The organism is Kribbella pittospori (assembly GCF_004331465.1).
Lineage (GTDB): Bacteria > Actinomycetota > Actinomycetes > Propionibacteriales > Kribbellaceae > Kribbella > Kribbella pittospori.
In genome coordinates this window covers 838,080-864,282 of the sequence record NZ_SJKB01000001.1, presented here as the reverse complement: position 1 = coordinate 864,282, position 26,203 = coordinate 838,080, and the positions used below count along the sequence as shown (strand labels likewise).

At 68.4% G+C, this 26,203-nt stretch carries 22 protein-coding genes; 12 read left to right on the top strand and 10 right to left on the bottom strand.

The window, feature by feature from the left end; genetic code table 11:
• The first annotated feature begins 20 nt into the window (after positions 1–20).
• From E0H73_RS03930 to E0H73_RS03915, 4 genes are all read left to right on the top strand, one after another.
• On the top strand, positions 21–989 hold the full coding sequence (locus E0H73_RS03930) for a LysM peptidoglycan-binding domain-containing protein (protein WP_131351319.1): 969 nt from the start codon (positions 21–23) through the stop codon (positions 987–989).
• Positions 990–1,062: 73 nt separating this feature from the next.
• The gene (gene pknB / locus E0H73_RS03925) at positions 1,063–3,024 is read left to right on the top strand and encodes a Stk1 family PASTA domain-containing Ser/Thr kinase (protein WP_131351316.1); all 1,962 of its coding nucleotides are present in this window, start codon (positions 1,063–1,065) and stop codon (positions 3,022–3,024) included.
• Positions 3,025–3,067: 43 nt separating this feature from the next.
• Positions 3,068–3,949 carry a DMT family transporter gene (locus tag E0H73_RS03920; RefSeq protein WP_238163788.1) on the top strand — a complete coding sequence of 294 codons (882 nt, stop codon included), beginning with the start codon at positions 3,068–3,070 and terminating at the stop codon, positions 3,947–3,949.
• An 8-nt stretch (positions 3,950–3,957) separates the two neighbouring features.
• Positions 3,958–5,154 carry a glycoside hydrolase family 15 protein gene (locus E0H73_RS03915; RefSeq protein WP_131351310.1) on the top strand — a complete coding sequence of 399 codons (1,197 nt, stop codon included), beginning with the start codon at positions 3,958–3,960 and terminating at the stop codon, positions 5,152–5,154.
• On the opposite strand, the gene E0H73_RS03910 is transcribed toward E0H73_RS03915, so the two are convergent.
• Together E0H73_RS03910 and E0H73_RS03905 are read right to left on the bottom strand one after the other, a co-directional pair.
• Positions 5,151–6,221 carry a glycoside hydrolase family 172 protein gene (locus E0H73_RS03910; protein ID WP_131351307.1) on the bottom strand — a complete coding sequence of 357 codons (1,071 nt, stop codon included), beginning with the start codon at positions 6,219–6,221 and terminating at the stop codon, positions 5,151–5,153. The two genes, E0H73_RS03915 and E0H73_RS03910, sit on opposite strands and share 4 nt — an antisense overlap.
• 83 nt (positions 6,222–6,304) lie before the next feature.
• Complete coding sequence (locus E0H73_RS03905) at positions 6,305–6,832, bottom strand: hypothetical protein (RefSeq protein ID WP_165555479.1); 528 nt, start codon at positions 6,830–6,832, stop codon at positions 6,305–6,307.
• Positions 6,833–6,972: 140 nt separating this feature from the next.
• On the opposite strand from E0H73_RS03905, the gene E0H73_RS03900 reads away from it, so the two are divergent.
• A complete protein-coding gene (locus E0H73_RS03900; RefSeq protein WP_131351304.1) occupies positions 6,973–10,098 on the top strand; it encodes a DPP IV N-terminal domain-containing protein in 3,126 nt (1,041 codons plus the stop codon).
• Positions 10,099–10,121: 23 nt separating this feature from the next.
• Here E0H73_RS03900 and E0H73_RS03895 read toward each other — a convergent pair whose 3' ends face one another.
• A complete protein-coding gene (locus tag E0H73_RS03895; RefSeq protein WP_131351301.1) occupies positions 10,122–11,243 on the bottom strand; it encodes a Gfo/Idh/MocA family protein in 1,122 nt (373 codons plus the stop codon).
• A gap of 408 nt (positions 11,244–11,651) precedes the next feature.
• On the opposite strand from E0H73_RS03895, the gene E0H73_RS03890 reads away from it, so the two are divergent.
• The gene (locus tag E0H73_RS03890; RefSeq protein ID WP_131351298.1) at positions 11,652–12,479 is read left to right on the top strand and encodes an alpha/beta hydrolase; all 828 of its coding nucleotides are present in this window, start codon (positions 11,652–11,654) and stop codon (positions 12,477–12,479) included.
• A gap of 268 nt (positions 12,480–12,747) precedes the next feature.
• Here the strand turns inward: E0H73_RS03890 and E0H73_RS03885 are convergent, their stop codons facing one another.
• Positions 12,748–13,341, bottom strand: a complete 594-nt coding sequence (locus tag E0H73_RS03885; RefSeq protein WP_131351295.1) for a rhomboid family intramembrane serine protease — start codon at positions 13,339–13,341, stop codon at positions 12,748–12,750.
• 253 nt (positions 13,342–13,594) lie between these two features.
• Between E0H73_RS03885 and E0H73_RS03880 the strand changes: the two genes are divergently transcribed.
• Entirely contained in the window at positions 13,595–13,957 is a 363-nt protein-coding gene (locus tag E0H73_RS03880; protein ID WP_165555478.1) for an Imm1 family immunity protein, read from the top strand.
• Between the two features lie 705 nt (positions 13,958–14,662).
• Here E0H73_RS03880 and E0H73_RS03875 read toward each other — a convergent pair.
• The 5 genes from E0H73_RS03875 to E0H73_RS03855 form a co-directional block, all read right to left on the bottom strand.
• Positions 14,663–15,640, bottom strand: a complete 978-nt coding sequence (locus E0H73_RS03875) for a ribose-phosphate diphosphokinase (protein WP_131351289.1) — start codon at positions 15,638–15,640, stop codon at positions 14,663–14,665.
• A gap of 178 nt (positions 15,641–15,818) precedes the next feature.
• Positions 15,819–16,841, bottom strand: coding sequence for a threonine aldolase family protein (locus tag E0H73_RS03870; protein WP_131351286.1), 1,023 nt, complete (start codon positions 16,839–16,841; stop codon positions 15,819–15,821).
• Positions 16,838–18,211, bottom strand: a complete 1,374-nt coding sequence (locus E0H73_RS03865) for a class II 3-deoxy-7-phosphoheptulonate synthase (protein ID WP_131351283.1) — start codon at positions 18,209–18,211, stop codon at positions 16,838–16,840. Before E0H73_RS03865 ends, E0H73_RS03870 begins: the two co-directional genes overlap by 4 nt.
• Before the next feature lie 43 nt (positions 18,212–18,254).
• The gene (locus E0H73_RS03860; RefSeq protein ID WP_131351280.1) at positions 18,255–18,647 is read right to left on the bottom strand and encodes a DUF2237 family protein; all 393 of its coding nucleotides are present in this window, start codon (positions 18,645–18,647) and stop codon (positions 18,255–18,257) included.
• Between the two features lie 36 nt (positions 18,648–18,683).
• The gene (locus E0H73_RS03855; RefSeq protein ID WP_131351277.1) at positions 18,684–19,448 is read right to left on the bottom strand and encodes a lysophospholipid acyltransferase family protein; all 765 of its coding nucleotides are present in this window, start codon (positions 19,446–19,448) and stop codon (positions 18,684–18,686) included.
• Positions 19,449–19,744: 296 nt separating this feature from the next.
• On the opposite strand from E0H73_RS03855, the gene E0H73_RS03850 reads away from it, so the two are divergent.
• The 5 genes from E0H73_RS03850 (at position 19,745) to E0H73_RS03830 (ending at position 23,735) form a co-directional block, all read left to right on the top strand.
• The gene (locus E0H73_RS03850) at positions 19,745–20,509 is read left to right on the top strand and encodes an alpha/beta hydrolase (RefSeq protein ID WP_238163787.1); all 765 of its coding nucleotides are present in this window, start codon (positions 19,745–19,747) and stop codon (positions 20,507–20,509) included.
• On the top strand, positions 20,502–21,206 hold the full coding sequence (locus tag E0H73_RS03845) for a hypothetical protein (RefSeq protein WP_131351274.1): 705 nt from the start codon (positions 20,502–20,504) through the stop codon (positions 21,204–21,206). Before E0H73_RS03850 ends, E0H73_RS03845 begins: the two co-directional genes overlap by 8 nt.
• 51 nt (positions 21,207–21,257) lie before the next feature.
• Positions 21,258–22,487 (top strand): ornithine cyclodeaminase, nickel-pincer nucleotide-dependent, encoded by a 1,230-nt coding sequence (locus E0H73_RS03840; RefSeq protein ID WP_131351271.1) that lies wholly within the window; start codon positions 21,258–21,260, stop codon positions 22,485–22,487.
• A gap of 26 nt (positions 22,488–22,513) precedes the next feature.
• Positions 22,514–22,924 (top strand): YybH family protein, encoded by a 411-nt coding sequence (locus E0H73_RS03835; protein ID WP_131351267.1) that lies wholly within the window; start codon positions 22,514–22,516, stop codon positions 22,922–22,924.
• Positions 22,925–22,985: 61 nt separating this feature from the next.
• Complete coding sequence (locus E0H73_RS03830) at positions 22,986–23,735, top strand: enoyl-CoA hydratase-related protein (RefSeq protein ID WP_131351264.1); 750 nt, start codon at positions 22,986–22,988, stop codon at positions 23,733–23,735.
• Positions 23,736–23,872: 137 nt separating this feature from the next.
• Here the strand turns inward: E0H73_RS03830 and E0H73_RS03825 are convergent, their stop codons facing one another.
• Positions 23,873–26,191 carry a glycoside hydrolase family 95 protein gene (locus tag E0H73_RS03825; RefSeq protein WP_131351261.1) on the bottom strand — a complete coding sequence of 773 codons (2,319 nt, stop codon included), beginning with the start codon at positions 26,189–26,191 and terminating at the stop codon, positions 23,873–23,875.
• Positions 26,192–26,203 lie beyond the last annotated feature (12 nt).

The window sequence follows — 26,203 nt, the reverse complement described above, 5'->3', positions numbered from 1 at the left end:
TCACACGGGGAGATGGATCGATGCGTAACGTCGTACGGATAGTGACCGGGCTCGCCGTTCCAGTGCTGGCCGCCGCGGTGATCACCGCAGGTTCCCCCGGCTTCGGGGCGTACAAAGTCAAGGACGGCGACACTCTCAGCCACATCGCCGCTCGGTACGGGACCACGGTCAAGGCCCTGGTTGCCCTGAACAATCTCCCTGGCAACGGGAACGCGATCTACGCCGGCGAGACCCTCAAGGTCCCGGGCCAGAAGGCCAGGACCGCCTCCGGCCACCCGACCAGGCGCACGATCGCGGGCGGCCGGGTCACCTATGTGGTGAAGCCGGGCGACACGATCACGAAGATCGCCAAGCGGTTCCGGTGCTCGCAGGCGAATCTGCTGGCGGCCAACGGATTGAAGGTCAGCGACCGCATCTACGCCGGGAAACCGCTGCAGGTACCGGTCACCATCAAGCCGAAGCCCAAGGCCAAGGCACCGGCCAAGACGAAGGACAACACCTTCGCCGGCCGCACCTACGCGGACCACATCGTCGCCCAGGCCAACCGCAACCGGGCGGCCCTGAAGAAGCGCAAGCTGCCGACCCGGACGCAGATGCGCAGCCTGATCGTCAGCACCTCGAAGCGGTACGGCGTCGACCCGGAACTGGCGCTGGCCGTCAGCTGGCAGGAGTCGGGGTGGAAGCAGCGGGTTGTCTCCCCCGCCAACGCGGTCGGCGCGATGCAGGTGATCCCGTCGACGGGACGGTTCGTGTCCAGCATCGTCGGGCGCAGCCTGGACCTGCTCAAGCCGCAGGACAACGTCACCGCCGGAGTGGTGCTGCTGGACCGGTTGACCGGCGCCGCGAAGCTCGATATCGCGGTGGCGGGGTACTACCAGGGCCTCGGCGGGGTCACGAAGAACGGCATGTACCCGGACACCAAGCTGTATGTGAAGAACGTGCTCCGGATCAAGGCACAGCTGGAACGCGGCTGGGACCCACTGCGGTGAGCCTGGCGCCGTCACGCTGAGCCCTTATCTACACTCTCAGAGCAGGACGGCTTCGAGAGGCGGCTCACCGCAAGTGACGGACGACGTGGACACGCAGGTCAGCGACCGCCTCGTCGGGCGAGTGCTCGACGGACGGTACCGCGTGGGCGCGCGTGTCGCGAAGGGCGGCATGGCCACCGTCTACCAGGCGCTCGACATGCGGCTGGACCGGACCGTCGCCCTGAAGGTGATGCACGACGGACTCGGCGACGACGCCCAGTTCGCCCGCCGGTTCGTTGCCGAAGCCCGGGCCGCCGCCAGGCTCTCGCACCCGAACGTGGTCGCCGTCTTCGACCAGGGTGACGACGACGGCACCCTGTTCCTGGCGATGGAGTACATACCCGGCCGCACGCTGCGGGACGTGATCCGCGAGCAGGCGCCGCTCCCGCCCGCCCGGGCGCTGGGCCTCCTGGCCCCGATTCTGTCCGCGCTCTCCGCCGCTCACGACGCGGGCATCGTCCACCGCGACATCAAGCCCGAGAACGTACTGATCGCCGACAACGGCGTGGTGAAGGTCGCCGACTTCGGCTTGGCACGAGCGGTCAGTGCGACCGGCAACACCGCGACCCAGGGCCTCCTGATGGGCACGGTGTCGTATCTGGCGCCAGAGCTCGTCACCGACGGCAGTGCGGACGCGCGGTCGGACGTCTACTCCTCCGGCATCCTCCTGTACGAGATGCTCACCGGGAACAAGCCGCACTCCGGCGACACCCCGATCCAGGTCGCGTACGCGCATGTGCACGCCGACGTTCCCGCACCGTCGCTCGAGGTGCCGACCATCCCGCCGTACGTCGATGCGCTGGTGCAGCGTGCGACGGCTCGGGACCGGGATCTGCGTCCCGCCGACGCTCGGGTGCTGAGCCGGCAGGTGCACCGGGTCCGCAGCGCGCTCGAGGACGGTCTGCCGGACGACCCGGAGCTCACCGGCGACCTGACCGTGCCGATCCAGCAGATCCGTCAGGACAGCGGGTACGACGACGGCTACACCCGCGACGTACCGACTCTGGCGGGTGAGAACGGTCACGTCCTGCGCCACGACACGATCGTCGTACCGGTGGAGAAGGGGCGGCCGACCGGTGGCCCGGCGACCCGGGTGCAGGCGCCGCCGCCGCGCCGGGGTCGCGGACTGGTCGCGCTGGTCCTCATCCTGGCCGCGGCGATCGGGATCGGTACGGCGGCCTGGTACTACGGCATCCACCGCTACACGAGCACGCCCAACCTGGTGAGCATGGTCCCGGCCGTGGCCGCCGCCGAGGCCGAGAAGGCCGGGCTGCGGACCACCCTGGCCAACCAGGACTTCTCCGAGAACGTGCCCAAGGGTCAGGTGGTGTCGACCGACCCCGCCGCGGGCGACCGGATCCGGAAGAACGGCGAGATCGGCCTGACCGTCTCCAAGGGCCCGGAGCGGTACCGCGTGCCGCAGCTGGCCGGACTGGAGCTGGAGGCCGCGAAGAATGCGCTGGCCCCGATCAAGCTGAACGCCGGCCAGATCGTCGAGCAGTACAACGAAACCGTGCCGGCCGGGCGGGTGATCGCGTTCAGCCCGAAGTTCGACACGGTGGTGAAGCCCGGGGACGCGGTCAACTTCGTGGTCAGCAAGGGCAAGAAGCCGATCACCGTCCCGGACACGACCGGGAAGTCGTACCAGGACGCGAACCGGCAGCTGCGCAAGCTCGGCTTGCAGGTCGGCCGCACCGAGCAGTACGACGAGAAGGTGCCCGAAGGCAACGTCATCAGCCAGACGCCGAACACCGGCACCCTGTTCGCCAAGGACAAGGTCCAGCTGGTGGTGTCGAAGGGCCCGCCGTTGCAGGACGTTCCGGACGTCAAGCGCAAGAGTCTCGCCGACGCGCAGAAGATCCTCACCGACGCGGGCTTCATCGTGAAGGTGGAGAAGGCGCCGTTCAACCTCGGGCTGAACATCGTCGCGGCGCAGAACCCGGGCGCCGGCAAGAAGGCCCAGCCCGGCAGCACCATCGTGATCACCGTGCTCTGATCCGTTTTGCCTTCTGTGCAAGGCGTCTGATGAGATGTCCGGCGTGAACCACCCACGTCTGGCCGTGCTGGCCCTGCTCGCGGTCGCGGCGGCGTGGGGATCCACGTTCTTCCTGACCAAGGACCTGCTCACCAGGATGGACGTCGCCGACTACCTGGCGTTGCGGTTCCTGATCGCGTCAGTCGCACTCGTGCTGGTGCACCCGCCGGCGATCTCCCGGCTGAGCCGGCTCGACCGCGGCCGGGCCGTTGCCCTCGGCATCACCTACGGCATCGCCCAGCTGGTCCAGACCGAAGGCCTGCGGCACACCTCGGCGAGCGTGTCCGGGTTCGTCACCGGGATGTACGTCGTCTTCACGCCGCTGCTGGCCGCGGTCATCCTCCGGCACAAGATCGGCCGCTGGGCCTGGGTCGCTGTGTTTCTCGCCACTGCCGGGCTCGGCGTCCTGTCGCTGAACGGCCTCAGCATGGGCACCGGCGAGCTGCTGACTCTGGCCTCCGCGGGGCTGTACGCCCTGCACATCATCGGGCTGGGCGCCTGGTCCACTCCACAGAACGCCTTCGGCTTGTCCTCGCTGCAGATGATCGTCATCACAGCGGTCTGCGCGATCGGCGCGCTGCCCGGCGGTTTCTCGCTCCCGGGCAGCGGCGGCGACTGGGTCAGTGTGATCTACATGGCCCTGGTCGCCGGAGCGCTCGCGCTGATCGTGCAGACCTGGGCACAGGCGCATCTCACCCCGACCCGCGCGGCCATCGCGATGACGATGGAGCCGGTGTTCGCGTCCGGATTCGCGGTCCTGTTCGGGTCCGAGAGCGTGACATGGCGCATGCTGGTAGGTGGCGCATTGGTCGTGTCAGCGATGTACTTGGTCGAGCTCGCACCGCGGCGCAAGTTCGAGGCGGAAGTGCAACACCTGGCCCAGTAGGGGGAACGATGCGGGACGACAGCACGCGACGGGACCGGTGGTTTCCGGCCGTCGTGATCGTCGTCCTGCTGGCGATCCTGGCTGCCGGTACGGCGAACAACCTCGTGCGCAACCCGCAGCCGCGGCTCGTCGCCGACGGCGTACCGGCCCACGGGGCCTTGTCGGTTGGTGCGGCCGGCGGCGACCTCATGCAGCACGCGATCGCCGACCTCGATGCGCTCACCCTCCCCAGCGGCGCCACCCTGGCGGGCTGGGACGGGCCTTGGCGGTTCGTCTGGCCCCGCGACGCGTCGTTCGTCGCAGCGGCACGGTGCTCGGTCGGACAGTATGACCAAGCCGACCGGGTGCTGCGTTTCCTCGACGGCATCAGGCCGTCGTCCGGCCGCTGGGAAGCGCGGTACTCCGCGACCGGCGAGCTGATCCGCGACGGGCGTGAGCCGCAGCTGGACGGTTCCGGATGGGTGCTCTGGGCAGCCTGGTTCTGCCGGGCCGGTGGCAAGTACTGGGATCTGGTCCGCGAGTCCGCCGACGAGATTGTGGCCGAGCTGACCCCGGACGGACTGCCTGCGCCGTCCCCCGATTACTGGGAACGTCCCGAGTCGAAGGTGACGCTGGGCATTGTCGCTCCGCTGCTCACCGGCCTCCGCTCCGCTATCCTGATCGCCACGGAGCAGAAGCATGATGCCGAGGCCGCACGCTGGCGGACCGCACTCGACAAGTTGTCCACAGCAACAGACCGCGCCTTCGGGCCCGACTACCCCCGGACACCGGCGCGCGCGGTGAGCTTCCTCGAGCCCGGTCTCGAGCCGATCGGGATCGGTGGTGGTGCCGATGCGATCGTCACGGTGCTCGGACCACCGTTCGCTCCAGCCCGCGAGGTCGTATCCACGGCGATCGAGCGGACTCGCGGCGTACTGACGCAGCCCAACGGCGGCGTGACGCCGGGTGAGGACTGGCGGACCGACGGCGTCGCGTGGACGCCGCAGACGGCACTGTTCGCGTTGAGCGCGGCTGCCCGCGGAGATCGGGCGACCGCCGAGTCGTTGCTGTCCTGGCTCGATCGCTACCGGACCAGATCCGGCGCGTTGCCGGAGAAGGTCAATCGCGATCTGGAGCCGGCCGGCGAGGCTCCCCTGGGCTGGACCTCGGCCCTGGTCGTCCTCACCGGCGCGGCCTTGCACAGATCGCTACCTATTCCTGGCTAGCAGATCTCCATCACGTCGTGCACCGGCGCCTCTGGGCGCGCCGTACTCGTCTTGGCCGAGTAGAAGAAGGCGGTCGACGCGATGTCGTCCTGCAGCGGCAGATAGCGGCCGCCCGACCGCCAGCCGAGGGCCTGTACGTCGACGCGCAGCTTCTCCTTGAACCGGATCGGGTCTGGCAGGTGGAAGCGGTACATCCCGAACCGCTGCTGGCTCGCGTACTGCCCGTCCGGCCGGATCAACTGCGGCATGCCGAGGTACGGCGTACTGAACTCGGTGTAGCCGCCGAGGTGAGGTACGTCGAAGTTCCACGCGCCGCCGAAGTAGTCCTCGGTCCCGGTACCGCAGATGGTCGGGAACTCGTCGTCGCCGTCGAGGTAGAACTTCACCTCGCCCTCACCCCACCAGCCGGTGCTGTTGACACCCCAGGCGACGTACGTCCCGACGTAGTGGCCCGGGCCCTCGACACCGTCCAGCAGCGTGTGCACGGTCTTCGACTGCAGCGGGTTGCTCCGCCGCCACTGCGCATGCAGGTACGCCGACTTGTCCGGTACGGCGCCCAGCCAGTAGTCCACCTGGAAGTACACGACAACCTTCTCGTCGTGCGTGTTCTCCAACGTGATGGTGGCCTGCTCGGCGAACGGCATCTCCCAGTAGCAGTTGAAGCCGCCGTTCGGGTTCACCGCCACCGGCAGTGAGTTGACCTGGGCGAACTTGCCCCAGCCGGAGCAGAAGAAGTCGCCGACCGGTGTCTCGATCGCGGGCGCCTCGTCGCCGTCCCAGTGTGCGCGCAGCACCAGCCGACGCCAGTGGTCGACGTGCGTGGTCAGCCAGATGTGCGTGATGCAACCCGAACCGGCGATGTCCGCGAGCGTCGCGGTCTCGCCCGGGCCGATCTCGATCGACGGCGACACCTTCCAGCCCTGACCGAGATCCCGGGCCGCGCGGGCACCGGTCCCCTCGGTCCGTCGGCCGCCCTGCCCGGGCTCGCCGGTCGGGTTCTCCGCACTGATGGACCGCGATTCGACGTCGGCGAGCGCGCTGATGCCGGACAGATTCCCAAGAGTCATACCGCGACCCTAGGCCGCGTCGGGGTCCCTGAGAAATCGATTGCCCACCAAGTGGACCTGGTCCGAGTTTGGACGCCGGCTGATCAGCAGGGGCGGACCTCTGCGTCGAGGCCGTGCTCGAAGGATACGCAGGCCCACGGACGGCCCTGGTCTGCCTTGGCGCGGACGATCAGGGGGAACGCGGTGGCGCCGCGGACTTCAGGGGCCTTCTCAGTCTTCAGCGAACCGATCGCGCCGCCACGGGACTCGGCGGCCTTCTTCACGTCCTCGACGGTGACCGCGCTGCGCGCGTCCTTGGTGGCTGCGTTCTCGGCGTCCGTGGCTACCGCGAGAGCGAAGTCGATCTCCGGTGGCGTGGCCCAGGTCGTCTGAGTCACCGGGATGACCAGGCCGAACATCACCAGACCGATCGCGGTGACGATCTGACGGATGCGGCGGGTCTGGTCGGCGAGCAGCAAGGCGGCGCAACACAACGCCAGGAAGAGAGTGAGTCCGCGCAGGATCCAGTGCCGGTCGAGCCGGCTGTCCACCGCGAGCCCGGCGACGAGTGCGATCACGATGCAGAGCACGGCGGCGCCGAGCGCCTGGAGCCGGGGAGACACGGAAGGCATGGCGCAGACGATAGACGTTCACCGTTCGTCGCAGCGCACGGGCCGTTGGGCGATCAACCCGCCGGTCAGGATCGTGGACTATCGACGGTCCTGGCAGATTGTGTGAGATCCCACCGCCCCCTAGGGATTGGAATCGCATCGTGCCTCATGACGACGCAGCAACCCCCGGATCCTGGAGCATTTCGCGGCGCCGCGCCCTGCAGCTCACCGGTGGTCTGGCCGCGGTCACCACCACAACAACCTCCGCCACTTCTCCTGCTCAGGCGGCCGGCAATCAAGCCCTGTTGTCGGAGGGCACCAACTTCATGGTCTCGGTCTCACCCGACGGCCGCTGGCTGGCGTTCGACCTGGTCACCGCGATCTGGGTGACACCGGCCGCGGGCGGCGAGTCGCGCCGGCTGACCGACGACCTGCAGGACGCGACCAGACCACGCTGGTCGCCGGACGGCCGGCGGATCGTCTTCCAGTCGTACCGCGACGGCAACTTCCACCTGTGGACAATCGACCCCGACGGCCGCGGCCTCCGCCAACTGACCAGCGGCAGATACGACCACCGCGAGCCGCACTTCACGCCGGACGGCCGGTCGATCGTCTTCTCCTCCGACCGCGGCGGCAACGGCAGCTACGGCGTCCACCGGCTCAACCTGTCCGACGGCAAGATCGTCGCCCTCACCGACGACCCGACCGATGAGGCCGAGCCCGCCGTCTCCCCCGATGGCACGAAGATCGCCTTCACCGTCGACGCCGCCTCGATCGCCCAACTCGACCTCAGCACCGGTGCGCGTACGACACTGGTCGCCGCAGAGACCGGGACTACTTTGTACGGACCGGCGTATTCTCCCACTGGTCAACTGGCGTACGTCCGGCTGGCGGGTCCGGTGTGTGACCTGGTCGTCGGCGAGGAGAAGGTGACGAGCGGGAAGGACGTGTTCGCCGTACCGCCCTCGTGGGCTTCGGCGAACGACGTCTTCTACACCGCCGACGGACACGTACTGCGTCATAGCGTCGGCGGCGCGCACACCGTCGTACCGTTCACCGCGACCGTCCCCGTGACGGCGAAGCGGCCACGGCCGAAGGTGCCGGACCTCGAGTCAACCGCGCGCCGGCCGGTACTCGGCATCGCCTGCCCGGCCGTGTCGCCGGACGGCGAGTGGATCGCGTTCCGGTCGCTGAACGCGTTGTGGCTGGCGGCAACGAGTGGCCGAGGGCAACCACGCCAACTGGTTGCCGATGGCTACTTCAACTCGGATCCCGACTTCTCGCCGGACGGCAGCAAGCTGCTGTACGCGAGCGATCGGGACGGGACCGCGGATCTCTGGCTGCATGACCTGAAGACCGGTGCCGACAGCAAGCTCTCGTCGTTGCCCGGGGCACAGACCGCACCGCGGTTCTCCCCCGACGGGAAGCAGGTCGCGTACCAGGACCAGGACGGGATCGCCTGGGTTCTCGATCTCTCCTCCGGCCAGGTCCGGCAGCTGACGCCGCCGCTGTTCCAGCCCGGCCGGGTGAGCTGGTCCCGGGACGGGAAGACGATCGTGCTGGCGGCGGTCAAGCCGTTCTCCAAGCGGTTCCGCGAAGGCACCAGCCAACTCCTGTACGTCGACGTCGCCACGACAGCACTCGAGTACGTCGAGCCGATGCCGTTCCGCTCACTGGCCACCCGCGGCGACGACGGCCCGGTCTTCTCCCCCGACGGCAAGCAACTCGCCTTCGTCGTCGAGAGCCTGCTGTACGTCGCTCCCGTCGACAAACGCGGCCGGTTCACCGCCGAGCCGAGGGCGATCACCGATGAGGTGACTGACTCACCGGTCTGGCAGGACAACGAGACTCTGCTCTACCTGAACAACGGCCGGCTGCGGCGCACGAGTCTGCGCGGCTCTCGCCCGCAGACGATCAAGCTCGACCTGCAGTGGCGCCGGGCGATTGTCAACCAGCACATCACGATCCACGCCGGCGCCCTCTGGGACGGCCGCGCGACCACGCTGCGCCGCGACGTCGACGTCGTACTGGATGGGTCGCGGATTGCCGCCGTACGACCGCATCAGGGCCGGGCGGACATCGATGCGTCGGAACTGACGGTGATGCCTGGGTTGATCGATGCGCACAATCACTGGCATCTGCGCGGGCGGGCGTGGGGTGCGCGGCAGGGCAACCTGTGGTTGTCGTACGGCATCACAAGCACGCGGTCGCCCGGCGATCCGGCGTACCAGATGCAGGAGACGCGGGAGGCGCTCGCCCACGGATCGTTGGTCGGGCCGCGGTACTTCGCGACCGGTGAGGCGATCGACGGGTCGCGGGTCTACTACAACTTCATGCGGCCGACGCTGTCGGTGCGGCAACTCGGTCTGGAACTCGACCGGGTCGAGGGTCTTGCGTACGACCTGGTGAAGACGTATGTGCGCTTGCCGATCGACTACCAGCGTCGCGCGATCGCCGCCGTCCACCGACTCGGACTGCAACTGTCGTCGCATTACCTCTACCCGGCCGAGCACCTCGGCATGGATGGAATGGAGCATACCGGCGCGACGAACCGGCTGGGGTACTCGCACACGGTCAGCCGGCTGGGTCGCGCGTACGCCGATGTCGTCACGCTGTTCACCAAGGCCGGGCTGTCGGTCACGCCGACGCTGTTCAACTCGACGATGGCGCATGTCGACGATCCATCGCTGCTGACCGACCGACGTACGACCACGCTGTTCCCGACCTGGGAGTACGCCGCTCTGCAGACCGAGGTCAACACAGCGGCCGGACCGGCGGGCGTGACGACACGCGAACTGCTGCGTGGGAACGTCGACATGGTGCTGCGGATTCACCGCGGCGGCGGATTCGTGATCTGCGGCACCGACAGCCCGCTCGACAACATCGCGGTGTCAACGCACGCCAACCTGCGATCGATGGTCGCCGGCGGCTTCACGCCGTACGAGGCTCTGACGACCGCGACACGGAATCCGGCGCGGTGGTTGAACCTCGAGGACAAGCTCGGCGTGATCAAACCCGGCGCCCAGGCGGATCTGTCCTTCGTCACCGGCGATCCGCTGGCCGACATCCGGGTCGCCGCCGCGGTCGACCGGGTGATGGTCGCCGGCAAACTGCACACGGTCGACGACCTGCTCGCGCCGTACGCCGGTGGTGCGCGGACGACGGCCGCCGTACCGGCTCCTGCTGATGCACCGACTCCGCTCACGCGCGAGCAGGCGCACTCACACGACAGCACCTACTGGTGGCACGAACCTGAGTGGCTGCACAGGGTGTGCTGCGAGGGCTGATGCCTTTGGGCCTCCGTGATCTGTCAGAACGTGGTCGTGAGGTTCTGCGTCTGACCGGTTGCGGAGGCTTCGTACGCGGACTCGATGATGTCGATCACGTGGCGCGCGTGTTCGGCGGTGACGATCGAGGGCTTGCCTTCGCGGACCCAGTCGACCAACTGCATGACGTCCTCGTACACATGCTGCTCCTCGATCTCGCGGTGCACACCGGTCACGTGCGGAAGCAGTGCCTGGTTGCCTGGCCCACGCGGCGCGAGTTCGGCGGGGTTGCGGTTGGGGAAGTCGAACGGCTCATCGTTGAGCAGCAGGCCGTCGATCGTCCCCTTCGTCCCGTAGTACGCACCGCCGAAGCCGCCTCGCATCCCTCCCGCGGCAGTCCCGGTCGCGACGCAGAACAGGTTGTCGCCGAAATCGATCAGCACGATGGTGTTGTCGTCGGCGTCCGTGCGTACATCCGTCCCTCCGCTTGTCCGGACGGGGATTCGTACGCCGGACATCGCCGTCACGCGCTCAGCCGGCCCGAGGATCCCGGTCACGGCGTGCAGCCCGTACACCGTCATGTCGTACATCGGTCCGCCACCGGGCTTGCGGAAGTACCAAGACGGATCGATGTTCGTCAGTACGTCGCTGCCGCTGCGCACCGACTCGTCCTCGTGATAGGTGCCGAACGCCGCGCCACAACTCACCCACGACAACGTCCCGATGGCACCCTCGGCAATCAACTCACGCGTCCGGACATGATGCGGACGCAGCATCTCCCCCGGCGAGGCAACAATCCGCAGATCGTTCGCCGCGGCAAGCTCAATGAGCTCCGTCGCCTCGGCGACGGTGATCGTCATGGTCTTGTTGAAGTGCACATGCTTCCCGGCCTGCAACGCCAGCTTGCCCTGCTCGTAGTGCAACCCGATCGGCGAAGCAATCGTCACGGCATCGACGTCACCCCGGGCCAGCAGGTCCTCGTACTCCGTGAACCCCTGCTCCACCCCGAACTTCTCAGCTGCCGCCTCAGCCCGCCCCGGCACCGGATCACACACCGCCGCCAGCTTCACCTGGCCCGCCAGATCCGCCTGCCCCAAATGCGGAAGAAGCCCCCGCACCGAGATGCTCCCCGCCCCAACAACACCCATCCGCACCGCATCAGCCATGCAACTGATCCTCCCACGCGGTGCTGCGTCCAACCCTCCGTCGCCGCACTACGCGCGAGGGTCCAACCCACGCGCTGCTACGCCCGGCTCCTGCGTCGCCGCGCTACGCGCGAGGGTCCAACCCACCCCCGGCTTGTCGCCGTCCTTCCCCTCGCCGGCTACCGCCGGATTTCGCGGGCTACCGCCCGCACCAACCGCCGTGCCCGCCACCACACCCGCGATCAACCAAGCGGATCGCGACGGGAGTAGTCCCCCACGCGGACCGCCCGTACCGACCTCCCCGCACGGCCGTACACCCGTGGAGTCACTGAGCTGGTGGACCGGTGAGGCGACGGAGCATCCGACTCGCGGCCGGCGACCGGACCGGGTTGATCGGCCCGCTCCCCCGGGTCGGATAGTTTCGGCGGCATGAGCGTTGTCGAGCATGTTGTTCTCATTCACGGAACCTGGGGTCGCGGGAGCAGCTTCCGTGAGGCCCGGGCTGCGTTCGAAGCCCGTGGGTTTGTTGTTCATACGCCGACGTTGCGCCATCACGAGCTGCCTCTGCAGGAAGGATCGGCGCAGATCGCGACGCTCAGCCTGACGGACTACGCGGACGATCTGGTCGAGGTGTGTGAGTCGCTGGAATCGCCGCCGTTGATCGTCGGACACTCCTTGGGCGGGCTACTCGCCCAGCTCGTCGCGGCCCGGACCCCGCACGCCGGCCTGATCGGCGTTTGCCCAGCCCCGGCCGCCGGGATCTTCGCCATGTACCCGTCCATGAGCCGACTCTTCCTGAGCCACTACCTCCAGCCGCGCCCCTGGGCCAAGCCGCTCCGTCCGACCTGGGAGAAGTTCCAGGTGGGCGGACGGATCACACAGACGCTGGAGGACTCCCGCGCGCGGTACAAGGACCTCGTCTGCGAGTCGGGCCGCGCGTACTGCGAGATGGCCTTCCCACAACTCGATCGCAGCAAGGCATCCCGCGTCGACTACGCCGCGATCACCGGCCCAGTCCTGATCTTCGGCGGCGCCCAGGACCTCACCGTCGTCCCAGCAGTCTGCCGCACCACCGCCTCGAAGTACCCCAACGCGACGTACCAAGAAATCCCCAACGCCGACCACATGCTCCTCTTCGGCGACATCCTCCAAACCACCATGACCCACATCGACACCTGGCTAGCCACCAACAACCTCACCTCCCCCGAACCAACCCACACCCCGCCCCCACCCGCCCCATCTCCGCCAAACGACTAACCACCCCACGCGGCGCAACGAGGACTCCGACAGCGGAGGAACAGATCAGCACCGCGACCGTGCCACCGGGTTTGAGAGCTCTGGCTAGGGAGGTCAGATCGGCGAAGTCGACGGCCAACGACCGGCTCTTGCCTGTCGCGGGGATGACCGTGCGTTTCGCCGCGATACCGGCGGGCCGCGCGATGCTACTCACCTTGCGCGTCACCTACCATCGCGCGGACCGGAAGCCTCGGATCGACTCCGAAGAGCGGTGGCGGTCAGCTGCCGATCAGTGGTTGGGGTTTGGCAGGAGCAGGTAGCCCAGGGCCATGCCGAGTAGGCAGGGTAGGCCGTGGTTGTCGTGGAGGATCGTGTCGACCACGGCTAGCACCGGGACGGCGAGCGCGATGATCCGGAGTTGCAGCGGCGGCAGGACGCCGTACCGGCTAGGAGCCATAAGAACCACCGCAGCCAGGCCGCCGATCAGGCCGGCGACGCACATCGAGTTGCCCGCGCCCACCGGGTTGAGCCACAGGTAGCTCATCAACTGTCCGAACCATCCGCAGCCGAAGTAGAGGACCAGCCACCGCCACCGCCCGAACACGCGCTCGGCAACGGTGCCGAACACCGCCAGCAAGACCAGGTTCGAAACCAGCCCGGACGCCCAGCCGTCCTGAAAGAACATGCCCGTCAGCAGGCGATACCACTGGCCGGCGTCGATGTACGACGGGTCCCGCACGACGTGGTCATACAGCGGCCGATACACCAACTGCGCGATTCCACACGCCAGTGTCACCAGGAACACAACACCAGTCAGCAACGGCCGCCGCGGGCCAAAAGCAAGCGCCGCAAGAGGCTTGCGAGCCGCAGTACTAGTAGTCACAACGAGAACCTAGCGCCCCAACTCCGCCGTTTATCACGATCAAGTCTGCCGTTTTGTCATGATGAAGTCGACGGTCGCCGGCATGCGAGGTCACCGCCGCGCCCCAGAGCACCTCCCGCCGGGTCGTCAGGGCCTCGAACCTTGGTCATCACCATCGTTCGTGGCTGCAGCGCGGGCGCGGTCGTGGACAACAAGGATCGTGAAGGGCGAGGGTGACTTGCGAGTTCGGTATGTGCGGGCTGGAGCCGACAGTGTGCGCGACATCGCCGTTGGATCTCAGCAGCACGTCGATGCCTTGCTCGCTGACGTGGCAGGAGCGGCGGAGAACCGCCACATGTTCGCGATCGAGGTTGAGGCAGCCGACGGTTCGAGTTTGATCGTCGGTCTGGCAGAGACTGGAGTCGTACTCCTGTTCATCGATGCCCTCGGCAACTCGGTGCACAGCGTGGGTCCATCCTCGGGCACCGGGAAAATGGTCGTGTTCGACTACTTTGGCTCGTACACGGAGGTCCCAGCTGAGTACGTGGTCTCCGTGGAGCTCGGCCGAGCAGCGATGTGGGAGTTCATCCGTGGAGGAGATCCCGTTGTGCCGGGCCTACTCATGGAACCTGACTGATCCGGGCACGATCTCGGACCAAAATGTGCAGTAGGACGCACCCCGAACCCGGCCGCTCGTGAGTCAGGCATCTAGTCGCCCACTGACCGCTACCGACGTTGAGCACCGATCAACCACCAAATCCCGGCCCGCGTGACCGATCCGTGCCCAAAGTCGCGTCCCGCACCCAGCCGGGGAGTGGCCGGTCAGCCGGTGAGATGGTGGCGGGCGGTGGTCGCGCACCACGCGGGGATCGTCGCGGCATGGGCGGACGTGCCGCACTCAGCAACTACCCGGAGGCCGAGTTCGCCACGGTCAGTTCGGGCGTGGAGGTCGGCCGACGGCCGGGTTGGTGAGTGCGGCACGTCCGCACCCCGGCGGCACCGAGGATCCTGGGTGGTTCCGTGGCCAGATGATGGCCGCGCCGACGTAGTGATCCGCCTGCAACCGAGCTCATGACCGAGGACATCTCGAGCGCCCCGGGTGGCCGGTGTGTGCTCGGGCGCCAGAGGATCGAGGCTGGCTTCCATAGTTCCGGTCATCACGGTCCGTTCGACCGCAGGCGCCGGCCACGTAGTCGCGGGCGGGCGGCAGCCCGCAAGGCCGGCGGTAGCCGGCTTGGGGAGGGACGGCGATGAGCCGGGGGTGGGTGGAGCGGGCGTAGCTGGTGCGAGTGAGGAGCGGAGCGAAGAAGGGAGCACGCGTGGGTCGGACCTTCCCGACGTACTAGAACGGGAGTTTGGGTTGGGGTGGGGCGTGGGTGGGGTCTACGCCGTCGAAGAGGCTGCTGACGGATTCGCCTTCGTGGATGCGCTTGATGGCCTCGGCGAAGAGGCCGGCGACGGAGCTGACCTGGAGTTCGGGGAAGCCGGCGGGGCGCGGGACGGTGTCGGTGCTGATGACCTCGGTGACGGATGGGTGCGACCGGAGTCGCTCGACTGCCTTGCCTGCGAACAGGCCGTGGGTGGTGGCTACGGCGGCCTGGGTGCAGCCGAGGTCTTTCAGGCGGTCTAGGAGTTCGATGATCGAGCCGCCGGTGGCGATCTCGTCGTCGAGGATGATCGCTCGTTTGCCGGCTACGTCGCCGACGATTGCGTCGATCACGACTCGGTCGTCGGCGAGGCGCTGCTTGCTGCCGGCGGCGACCGGGAGGCCGAGTAGGCGCGAGAACTGGGTGGCGGTCTTGGCGTTGCCGAGGTCCGGGCTGACTACGACCGTGTCGGTCAGGTCGCGGCCGCGGAAGTGGTCGGCGAGTACGCCGATCGCGGTCAGGTGGTCGACCGGGACCGAGAAGAAGCCGTGCACCTGGGGTGCGTGCAGAGCCATGGTGAGGACACGGTCGACGCCGGCTGTGACCAGCATGTCGGCGACGAGGCGGCCGCCGATCGAGATGCGGGACGCGTCCTTCTTGTCCGACCGTGCGTACGCGTAGTGCGGCATCACGGCTGTGATCTGCTGCGCCGAGGCCCCGCGTGCGGCGTCGATCATCAGGAGGAGCTCCATCAGGTGCTCCTGCGTCGGCGGCACCAGTGGTTGCACGATGTACACGTCTCGCTGCCGACAGTTCTCCTGCAGTTGTACCTGCAGGCAGTCGTTGCTGAAACGATGGATTTCGACTGGTGCGAGCGGTACGCCGAGATCGGCACAGATCCGCTCCGCCAAATCAGTGTGGGCACTTCCGCTGAACACGACGATCTCTCGCACGGCTCTCCCCGAACGCTGCGAACCCCGACGCCTGCAGCCTATCCCGGCCCGAACCCCGATCCGCCAGAGGTCGCCATCCGGCCGAGAGAGTCTCGCGCCGACGCGGACGGGAACACGACTGACCTGACCACGATCGACGCGTACCACCTGCGCTGACCGCGCGCGCCGAAACCCTCGCCTACTGCAGGATGCGGGCGAGGGTTTCGGCCGCCGTACGGCAGTCGACGGTCGAGGCGTCCAGGTGTGTGACCACGCGGAGCTGGGTGTGGCCGACACCGCCGACGAGTACGCCGGCCGCGCGCGCAGCCTCGACCACCTGGGCGACTGTCTTGCCGGTGGCGGCGAGGTCGGCGACCACGATGTTGGTCTCGACCTGGTCGGGCTTGACGGACCCTGGAGCGGCGTCGGCCAACACGTCCGCGATCAGTCGCGCGTTGGAGTGGTCCTCCGCCAGCCGCTGGACGTTGTGCTCCAGGGCGTAGAGACCGGCAGCCGCGAGTACGCCGGCTTGGCGCCAGCCCCCGCCCAGCCGCTTCCGCCAGATGCGAGCCTCACGGATCAGCTCGGTCGATCCGACCAGCACAGAGCCGACCGGAGCACCGAGCCCCTTCGACAGACACACGCTGGCAGCGGTCGCACGGGACGCGTACGCCGCGACCGGTACACCGGACGCCACCGACGCGTTCCACAGCCGCGCACCGTCCAGGTGCAACGGCAGCCCCAACGCGTCCAGCTCGTCGGCCAGAGCGTCGTACCCGTGCTGGATCGCGCCGCCGCCGAAGTTGTGCGTGTTCTCGACCGACACCGCCGCGGTGGACACGAAGTACGACCCGAGGTCCGGCGCGATCAGCGCGCGGATCTGCTCGAGGTCGATCTGCCCGGCCGGCGCGCTCCACGTCCGCGTGGTGACGCCGCTGACGGCCGCGTGGGCGCCGAGCTCGGCCCGGGCGATGTGTGCGCTCGCCTCACACAGGATCTCCGCCCCAGGCGACACCAGCGCCCGTACGCCGAGCATGTTCGCGAGCGACCCGGTGACGGTGAACAGGCCGGCCTCGTGACCGAGCAGCCCGGCGACCGTCTCCTCCAACCGGTTGATGGTCGGGTCCTCGCCGTACACGTCGTCGCCGAGGGGTGCCGACGTCATCGCCGCCAGCATCCCGGCCGACGGCCGGGTCACGGTGTCGGACCGCAGGTCAATCACGCTCGCGCGACCCGCAGCCGCTCGGCGACCAGGAACGCGAGCTCGAGCGACTGGTGCCGGTTCAGCCGTGGGTCGCAGGCGGTCTCGTAGCGATTCACCAAGTCCTCGGCGACCAGCTCCTCACCGCCGCCCAGGCACTCGGTCACGTCGTCGCCGGTGAGCTCGATGTGCATGCCGCCCGGCCACGTCCCGACCTGCTCGTGCGCGTCGAAGAAGCCCTGGACCTCGTCCATGACGTCCTCGAAGTTGCGGGTCTTGTACCCGTTCGGCGTCTCGAAGGTGTTCCCGTGCATCGGGTCGCACACCCATGCGATCGGCGAGCCGTGGTCGCGGACCGCCTCCAGCAGCGGCGGCAGCCCGTCGCGGATCTTACCCGCGCCCATCCGGGTGATGAAGGTCAGCCGGCCCTCGATGCCCTTCGGGTTCAGCTTGTCGATCAGCGTCCGGATGTACTCCGGAGTCGTGGTCGGCCCGATCTTCACGCCGAGCGGATTCGACAGCGACGCCAGGAACTCGACATGCGCGCCGTCCAGCTGCCGGGTCCGCTCCCCCACCCACAGCAGGTGGCCGGAGACGTCGTACGGCTGCTGGGTGCGCGAGTCGATCCGGGTCAGCGCGTGCTCGTACTCGAGGATCAGCGCCTCGTGGGAGGCGTAGAAGTCGACGGTCTTGAACTCGTCCGCCGTAGCACCGCATGCCCGCATGAAGGCGAGCGCGCGCTCGATCTCGGACGCCAGCCGCTCGTACTTCTGCCCGACCGGCGAGGACTTCACGAAGTCGGTGTTCCACGCGTGCACCTGGTGCAGGTCGGCGTACCCACCGGTGGTGAACGCGCGGGTCAGGTTGAGCGTTGCCGCGGCCGCGTTGTAGACGCCGCGCAGCCGGTTCGGGTCCGGGTTCCGTGCCTCGGGAGTGAACTCGAGCCCGTTGACCGCGTCACCCCGGTACGACGGCAGCGTGACACCGTTGCGCGTCTCCTCACCGGAGCTCCGCGGCTTGGCGTACTGGCCGGCGATCCGGCCGACCTTCACCACCGGCACACTCGCGGCGTACTGGAGTACGACGGCCATCTGCAGCAGGACCCGCAGCTTGGCCCGGATGTTCTCCGCGGTCACGCCGTCGAAGGTCTCCGCGCAGTCACCGCCCTGGAGGATGAACGCCTCGCCACGCGCGACCGCACCGATCTTGGTGGTCAGGTCGTCGCACTCACCGGCGAACACCAGCGGCGGCAGCTTGCGCAGCTCGCCGATCACCTGGTCCAGCGTGGCGGAGTCCGGCCACTCCGGCTGCTGCAGCGGCTTCAGCGCCCGCAGATCGTCCAGCCCAGGCACTCCGGGGACTTCCCCCGCACTCAACGTCGCGAATTGCATGGGCCCAACTCTAGGCCAGCCCTCCGGACGGACTGTGACCGTCTCAGGTCAGCGAGCCAGGATCCGCCGGTACGTCGACCGCGTGCTCCCGCAGCACCGTCAGCGGAATGGTGTCCAGGGACCGGGCGTGGGTCGAGGCGAGTACGACGGGCGCCGCGGCACCGTCGCGGTACGCCTGCAGCCAGCGGACCGCGACCACACACCAGCGGTCGCCAGGCTGGAGACCGGCGAACTGCAGCTCGGGTCGCGGGGTGACCAGGTCGTTGCCGACCGAGACCTGGTGGGCCAGGAACTCCGCGGTCATCACGGCACACACCGTGTGGCTGCCCAGATCCTCGGGGCCGCTGGTGCAGCAGCCGTCCCGGTAGAAGCCGGTGACCGGATCGGTCCCGCACTCCTCCAATGGTTCGCCGAGCACGTTCAGGTCGCTGTCCATGCGGACATCCTCACCCGTGGACGAGGTCGGAACGAGTCAGCTGGCCTTGGTGTCGCCGAACCGGACGTGCTCGTCGATGGACTCGCCCTTCTTGAGCAGCTCCTTGGCCTTCTCGGCGTACATGTCGACGTATTCCTGGCCGGACAGCTCCATCATCGCGTACATGATCTCGTCGGTGACCGAGCGGAGCACGAACCGGTCGCGCTCCATGCCCTCGTAGCGGGAGAAGTCCAGCGGCTTGCCGATCGCCACACCCGGGCGGACCAGCCGGGGCAGCCGGCGGCCGGGCTCACGGACCAGCCACTGCGGCCAGAGCGTGCCGGGCGGCTGCAGCTTCTCGGTGTCGATCATCGCGACCGGGATCACGGGTACGCCGGCCACGATCGCCATCCGGGCGACGCCGGTCTTGCCCTTGTAGAGCCGGCCGTCGGGCGAGCGGGTGCCCTCGGGGTAGATCCCGAACAGCTCGCCCTTCTTCAGGATGTCCAGCCCGGTGTTCAGCGCGGCCAGCGAGGCGCGCCCGCCCGACCGGTCGATCGGGATCTGGCCGACGGACCGGAAGAAGGTCGCCACCAGCTTCCCCTTCAGACCGGGCGCGGTGAAGTACTCCGACTTGGCCGGGAACACGATCTGCCGCGGTACGGCGACCGGCAGGAAGATCGAGTCGCAGAACGCGAGGTGGTTGCTGACCAGCAACGCCGGGCCGGTGGTCGGGATGTTCTCCAGCCCCGTTACCCGGGGATGGAAGAGCAACTTCACCAACGGGGCGACGATGAACCGCCTGAGGAACAGGTACAGCATCCGCCTCGACCTCCGTCGCTCGCCCGACACCTTCACCACCGACCATCGTCGGCCTGTACCTCGTCCGGCACCAGTGCCCACCGGTGACGGCCGCGACAAGCTCCGGCGCCCACCGTCGGTGCAGGACACTACGTTCCAGCTTCCCCCTCAGGCAATGTCACCGCCAGGAATCTCCGTGTTGCTCACTGTGTTGTCACCTTGTTGCAGACTGGATGCAGCCCAAATGCGACCATGGAGTTGCGAGCAGGCCGGTGCGGCCTGACCGTCTGTGAGGACTCTGACGGCGAGGAGTGACCGTGCCAGTGCAAGGCCATGCGGAGGACTACCGCAGCCCCGGGAGCGGGGCGAACGCCGCGATCGGAGTCCTGCTGAGCCACGGATTCACCGGCTCGCCGAAGTCGATGCGCCCGCTCGCCGAGCACCTGGCCGCCGACGGGTACGGCGTCGCCGTACCGCGGCTGCCCGGCCACGGGACCAGTTGGCAGGAGATGAACAAGACCGGCTGGCCGGACTGGTACGCCGTCCTGGACAACGAACTGGAGCGCTTGCGCAAGGAGCACGACCAGGTCTTCCTGGCCGGACTCTCGATGGGCGGCTGCCTGGTCCTGCGGCTCGCCGAGGAGCACGGCACCGACATTTCCGGTCTGGTCCTGATCAACCCATCCGTGCGCACCGACGACAAGCGGATGGTGCTGCTGCCGGTGCTGTCCCGACTGATGCCGTCGTTCCCCGGCATCTCGAACGACATCAAGAAGCCGGGCATGGACGAGGGCGCGTACGACCGGATGCCGCTCCGCGCGCTGCAGTCGCTGTCCCAGTTGTGGCAGACAACTCGCGAGGATCTGGCCAAAGTCACGCAGCCCGTGCTGATGTTCCGCAGTACTGTCGATCATGTGGTGGAACCGAGCTCGGGGCGGACCGTGCTTGCCTCGATCTCGTCCCGCGATGTGACCGAGACCCTGCTCGAGGACAGCTATCACGTGGCAACTCTGGACAACGACGCACCGCGCATCTTCGCGGACTCGACAGCCTTCATCCGGCGGGTTGCCGCCGATGCGTGACAACGGCCTCACCGCCACGGCGTACACGTCGCTCGGCGGGATCGACCCACTGGTCGCCGAACCGGTCCTGACCGCGCTCGCCGAGGCCGGCATCGCGGCGTACTGCGAGGCGCAGAGCGAGGCCAAGACGCCGGAAGAGGCGGAGGAGCCCATCCACATCCCGGCCGGGTACGACGTGATCTTCGTCGATGCGGAGGCGGTGGAGCGGGCCCGTCCGGTGATCGAGCGGAGCACCGAGGACGCCGAGTGGAAGTCGCTGGTCGAGCAGTTCAACGCGCCGTCGGCGCCCGGGCACGACGGCGGCGAGACCCCGGTGCCGCGGTGGCCGGCCAGTGAGGACGTCGACGACAAGTACGAGCCGCTGATCGACGTACCGGCCGGGCTCGTGATCAAGGACACGCCGGACGACGACGAGGAAGACGAGAAGCCGGCCAAGCGGGAGGACGACCCGCACGACCACTTCGTCCCGCCGGAGCCGCCGCGCGCACCCCGGCTGGACTGGATCAGCCGGATCGCCTGGCTCGGCCTGATCGGCGGCCCGCTGCTGCTGATCCTGGCCGCCGTCCTCGACTTCGGCACCGGCCGGATCACCACCCTCGCGGTGGTCGGATTCATCGGCGGATTCCTCACCCTGGTGATCCGGATGAAGGATCGGTTGCCACCTGATGACACGCCTGATGACGGGGCCGTCGTCTGAGCTAGCATGCGGATCGTCGGACAATCCGACGAATGCGTAGGGGAGGTACCCGTGCAGGTCACCGAGACCGTCGAGATCACCGGCCACCTGATGGACTCCGGGCTGCTGTCCCGGGTCCTGGACGACATCCGCGGGTACGGCGGTGAGTACACGCTGGACAAGTTCGACCTCGGCTACGACAAGGACGACCCGTCCACGGTCCGGATGACGGTCGGCGCCGACGACGAGGAGTCGCTGCAGCGGCTGCTGATGCGGATCCAGACCAAGGGCGCGAACCTGGTCGACCCCGGCACGCCGGAGATCACCGAGGTGTCCCAGGACGGTGTCTTCCCGGACGGCTTCTACTCCACCACCAACCTGCCGACCAAGGTCCGGCTCGGCGGCCACTGGGTCGCGGTGCAGAACCCGGAGATGGACTGTGGCCTGCTGGTTGAGGGCGACGCTGTGCGCACGATCCCGATGTCGGACGTGAAGGCCGGGATGCGGATCATCACCAGCGCCCAGGGCGTCAAGGTCACTCCCCCGATCGTCGCGAACGCGGAGGAGTCGTTCGGCTTCATGGAGTCGGACGTGTCCAGCGAGAAGCCGCAGCGGGTGCTGGTCATGCAGGTCGCCGACGGCATGCGCGAGGCGAAGGCGAACGGCCTGAAGGTGCTCTGGGTCGGCGGCCCGGGCATCGTGCACACCGGCGCCGCGCCGGCGATGGTGGCGCTGGTCGAGTCCGGGTTCGTCGACGTCCTGTTCGCCGGAAACGCCCTGGCCACCCACGACATCGAGTCGTCGCTCTACGGTACGTCGCTCGGCGTCGACCTGGCCCGCGGTCGCGGGGTGGAGCACGGCCACGAGCACCACATCCGCGCGATCAACACCATCCGCAAGGCCGGCTCGATCGCGGCCGCGGTCGAGCAGGGCGTGCTCACCTCCGGCGTCATGCACGCGCTGGTGAAGAAGGGGAAGAACTTCGTCCTGGTCGGGTCGGTGCGCGACGACGGCCCGCTGCCGGACGTGTACACCGACGTACTCGAGGGTCAGCGCGCGATGCGGGCCGAACTGCCCGGCGTGGGCTACTGCCTGATGGCCGCGACCATGCTGCATTCGGTTGCCACCGGCAACATCTTGCCCTCGTCGATCCCGCTCACCTGCGTCGACATCAACCCGGCCACGGTGACCAAGCTGGCCGACCGCGGCTCGTCCCAGGCCCGCGGCATCGTCACCGACGTCGGCCTGTTCATCGAGCACCTCGCCCGCGAGCTGTCCCCGACGTACGCCGACGGGAAGTAGACCCCAGGCCCCGTAAACTGCCCGGAGTGACCGAGAGCTTCGAGGCGTTCCTGGACCGGTTCGAGCAGGCCAACACGGCCTTCGTGAACGGGGACTCGTCGTTGTGGATGCCGCTGGTGTCGCACAGCGAACAGACCTCGATCTTCGGTGGTTTCGGTGGACTCGAGGTCGGCTGGTCGCAGGTCGGTCCGCGGTACCAGTGGGCCTCGGCGCAGTTCCGTCCGAGTGGCGCCAAGGTCGAGTTCGAGTACCTCGACAAGCACGTCGGCAGCGACACGGCGTACTCCGTCGCGATCGAGCGCTGCACAGTGAAGTACGTCGACCAGCCCGATGACTTCCCGCATGCGCTGCGGGCCACGATGGTCTTCCGCAAGGAGGACGACGGCTGGAAGATCGTCCACCGGCACGCCGACCCGCTCGGCCCGCGCGGATCCTGACCTGACCGGCTTGTGCGGCTGATTACAGCCGCCGAGGGCCGGGCGGGTGTTGGATGTCTCCATGACGGAACTCGTGCACCTGACCGTGGCCGACGCCGTGGCGACCATCACGCTCGACTCGCCGCACAACAAGAACGCCCTCTCTCAGCAGTTCACCGGTGAACTGCTGGAGCGGCTGGACGGCGCGGGCGCGGACGACGAGGTCCGGGTGATCGTGATCCGGTCGGCGCTGGATGTGTTCTGCTCAGGGGCCGACCTGTCCGAGGCGACCACCGTAGGCATGGGTGTCGGCGCGCAGCGGATGGTCGACGTCCAGCGAGCGATCGTTGCCAACCCGAAGCCGGTGGTCGCGCGAGTCGCGGGTCCGGTGCGGGCTGGTGGGATCGGCATCGTGGCCGCCGCCGACATCAGTGTCGCCGGCGCGAGTACGACGTTCGCGCTCACCGAGGTCAGGCTGGGACTCGCAGCGGCGACGATCTCGCTCACCGTGCTCCCCCGGCTGACCGACCGTGCGGCGGCGTACACCTTCCTCACCGGCAACAGCTTCGACGGCGCCGAGGCCGCGCGGCTTGGTCTGGTCACAGTCGCAGTCCCGGACGACGACCTCGACACCGCGGTCGACTCGGTCGTGGAGTCGCTGCTGAAGGGCGCGCCTCAGGGCCTGCGTGAGACCAAGAAGCTGCTCAACCGCGAACTCCTCGCCGACATCGATGCCCGCGGCAAGGACCTCGCCGACCTGTCGGCCAGCCTGTTCGGCTCCTCCGCCGCCCAGGAAGCCATGCTCGCCTTCCTGAACCGCAAGAAGAGCTAACCCCGGCCGATCCGCTGCCCCCGGCCACCCCACCGACCCCGCTGCCCCGGCCGGCTGCAGATCCGCGCCTGCACTGGTTTGCGGAACTTTTTCGCCGCCTGGCGGCGAAAAAGTTCCGGACAGCGCGGGTGCGGCGGCTAAAGGTGCAGTCGGTGGGCGACTCCGGCTGCGAGCGTGACCGGGGTGCGGGTGTTGCCGTGGCGGATGGTGCGTTGCTGGTCGCGGTCCGCGGTGAAGACGGCCGCGGAACCGTCGGGTGACCAGGTGATGTCGACGGTCACGCCGCCGCGGGCGCGCAGGCCAGTGACCTGGCCTGTCGGCCATTCAGTCGGTAGGGCCGGCAGGATCTCGATCTCGTCGGTGTGGCTCTGTAGGAGCATCTCCGCGATGCCCGCGGTCGCGCCGAAGTTGCCGTCGATCTGGAACGGCGGGTGGGCGCAGAGCAGGTTCGGGTACACACCCGCGCCGCTGCCGACGTAGTCCGTCTCGGTGTCGTCGGCAGGAGTCAGGAACGCGCGCACGAACCGGTGTGCCGCAGCCGGATCGCGCAGTCGTGCCCTGAGGTTGATCTTCCAGGCCAGCGACCAACCGGTCGCGAGGTCACCGCGGAGGTCGAGCGTACGAGCCGCAGCGGCCGCCAGCGCCGGAGTGCGGTCGGGGGTGATCGAGTCGCCGGGGTGTACGCCGATCAGGTGCGAGGTGTGCCGGTGGTGCGGATCATCCTCGGTCAGGTCGGCGGCCCACTCTTGTAGTTGCCCCCGGCTACCGATCGACGGCTCGGGGATCCGCTTGCGCGCCGTGGCGAACCGCTCGACCAATGGGTCGGTCATCTCGAGGACGTCGGCGGTCATCACGCACCGATCGAACAGGTCGGCGATCAGCGCGAGGTCCATCGTCGCCGACACAGTCACCGACGCCGGCGCACCATCCCGCGCGACGTAGTCGTTCTCCGGTGACGTGGACGGTGACGTACCCAGACTGCCGTCGGGCAACTCGGTCAGCCAGTCCAGGCAGAACTCCGCCGCACCCCGCAGTACCGGCCAGGCGCGGCCCAGGAACTCACGATCAGCCGAGAACGCGTAGTGGTCCCACAGATGACGGACCAGCCAGGCACCCGCCATCGGCCAGTTGGACCACTTCGGATTGCCGTCGACCGGGATCGTCCAGCACCACGCGTCGGCGTTGTGGTGCGCGGTCCAACCGCCGCAGCCGTACCGCTCCTGCGCCGTACGACGACCGGCCTCGGCCAGGTGCTCGACATAGGTCAGCAGCGGCTCGTGGCACTCGGCGAGGTTGGTCGTCTCGGCGGGCCAGTAGTTCATCTCGGTGTTGATGTTGACCGTGTAGTTCGAGCTCCACGGCGGCTGGAGGATGTCGTTCCAGATACCTTGCAGATTGGTCGGCAGGCCGCCGGGGCGGGAGCTCGCGATCATCAGATAGCGGCCGTAGTTGAAGACCAGCGCGGCGAGCGCGGGGTCGTCACCGTTCCGCAGCCGTACGTCGGTCGGCAGGTCGGCGGTGTCGTTGCCCGGCAGTTCGAGCGAGGAGCGGCGGAACAGTGCCTGGTGGTCCTTCAGGTGCTCGGCGTGGAGGTCGTCGTACCCGTGGGTGAGTGCAGCGCGCACCTTCTCGTCGGCCTGGGCGAAGCAGTCCTCGGCGGATCGGGTCGGTGGCGTCGACGGGCCGTCGTACCCGGTGGCTGTCGACAGGACGAGGGTGAGATCGGTGGCGTTCTCGATGGTCAGGCCCGCGTCGTCGACGCGGATCTCGCCGTCGGTCGTGGCCCGGAGCGAGATGGCCGCCGCCATGCCGCGGTCGGGGCCGTCGGAGTAGTGGACGGCATCGGGTACGTCGCGGTGCGGCGGGGCGACGTTCGCCGGGGCCTGGAGCAGGAGGCCGATGCCGTCGTCGGTCCGATGAGCGCGGGAATGCAGCTGTGACGTGAGGCGGGCGACGAGTCCGATCGGTTGGGACGCGGTGAGCCGGAGTACGAGCGCACCGGCCGGCTCGCTCACGAAGACCTGCTGCCGGACCGCGAGACCTCCGACCTCATACGCAGCCGTGGCGGTCGCCGTATCCAGGTCGAGCTCTCTGCGGTACTGCGTGACGTCGCCCGAGGTCGTGTACTCCAGCAGCAGGTCACCGAGCGGCAGGTAGGCCTGCGAGTGGCCGGCCTGGAAGCCGCCCGCCAACTCCTCGGCGCGACGGATGTCGCCGGCCGCCAGCGCGTCCCGGACCGCCTGCACTGCTTGGGCTCCGGTGTCGCCGAGCGGTGTCGACAGCATCCGCTGCGTCTCGGGGCTCCCCGACCAGAGCGTCTCGTCGTTCAGGCCGATCCGGTCCGAGCCGACACCGCCGAAGCACATGGCTCCGATCCGGCCGTTGCCGAGCGGGAGGGCCTCGAGCCAGGTGCCTGCCGGGCGGTCGTAGTACAGGGAGCTCACCGAGGTACGCATGAGCAGAGATCC

Coding starts and splice junctions, on each gene's coding strand:
- E0H73_RS03830 (WP_131351264.1), top strand. CDS start 22,986: ATGACGGAACTCGTGCACCTGACCGTGGCCGACGCCGTGGCGACCATC.
- E0H73_RS03845 (WP_131351274.1), top strand. CDS start 20,502: ATGCGTGACAACGGCCTCACCGCCACGGCGTACACGTCGCTCGGCGGG.
- E0H73_RS03895 (WP_131351301.1), bottom strand. CDS start 11,243: ATGGCTGATGCGGTGCGGATGGGTGTTGTTGGGGCGGGGAGCATCTCG.
- E0H73_RS03855 (WP_131351277.1), bottom strand. CDS start 19,448: ATGCTGTACCTGTTCCTCAGGCGGTTCATCGTCGCCCCGTTGGTGAAG.
- E0H73_RS03915 (WP_131351310.1), top strand. CDS start 3,958: ATGCGGGACGACAGCACGCGACGGGACCGGTGGTTTCCGGCCGTCGTG.
- E0H73_RS03930 (WP_131351319.1), top strand. CDS start 21: ATGCGTAACGTCGTACGGATAGTGACCGGGCTCGCCGTTCCAGTGCTG.
- E0H73_RS03905 (WP_165555479.1), bottom strand. CDS start 6,832: ATGCCTTCCGTGTCTCCCCGGCTCCAGGCGCTCGGCGCCGCCGTGCTC.
- E0H73_RS03860 (WP_131351280.1), bottom strand. CDS start 18,647: ATGGACAGCGACCTGAACGTGCTCGGCGAACCATTGGAGGAGTGCGGG.
- E0H73_RS03865 (WP_131351283.1), bottom strand. CDS start 18,211: ATGCAATTCGCGACGTTGAGTGCGGGGGAAGTCCCCGGAGTGCCTGGG.
- E0H73_RS03890 (WP_131351298.1), top strand. CDS start 11,652: ATGAGCGTTGTCGAGCATGTTGTTCTCATTCACGGAACCTGGGGTCGC.
- E0H73_RS03825 (WP_131351261.1), bottom strand. CDS start 26,191: ATGCGTACCTCGGTGAGCTCCCTGTACTACGACCGCCCGGCAGGCACC.
- E0H73_RS03910 (WP_131351307.1), bottom strand. CDS start 6,221: ATGACTCTTGGGAATCTGTCCGGCATCAGCGCGCTCGCCGACGTCGAA.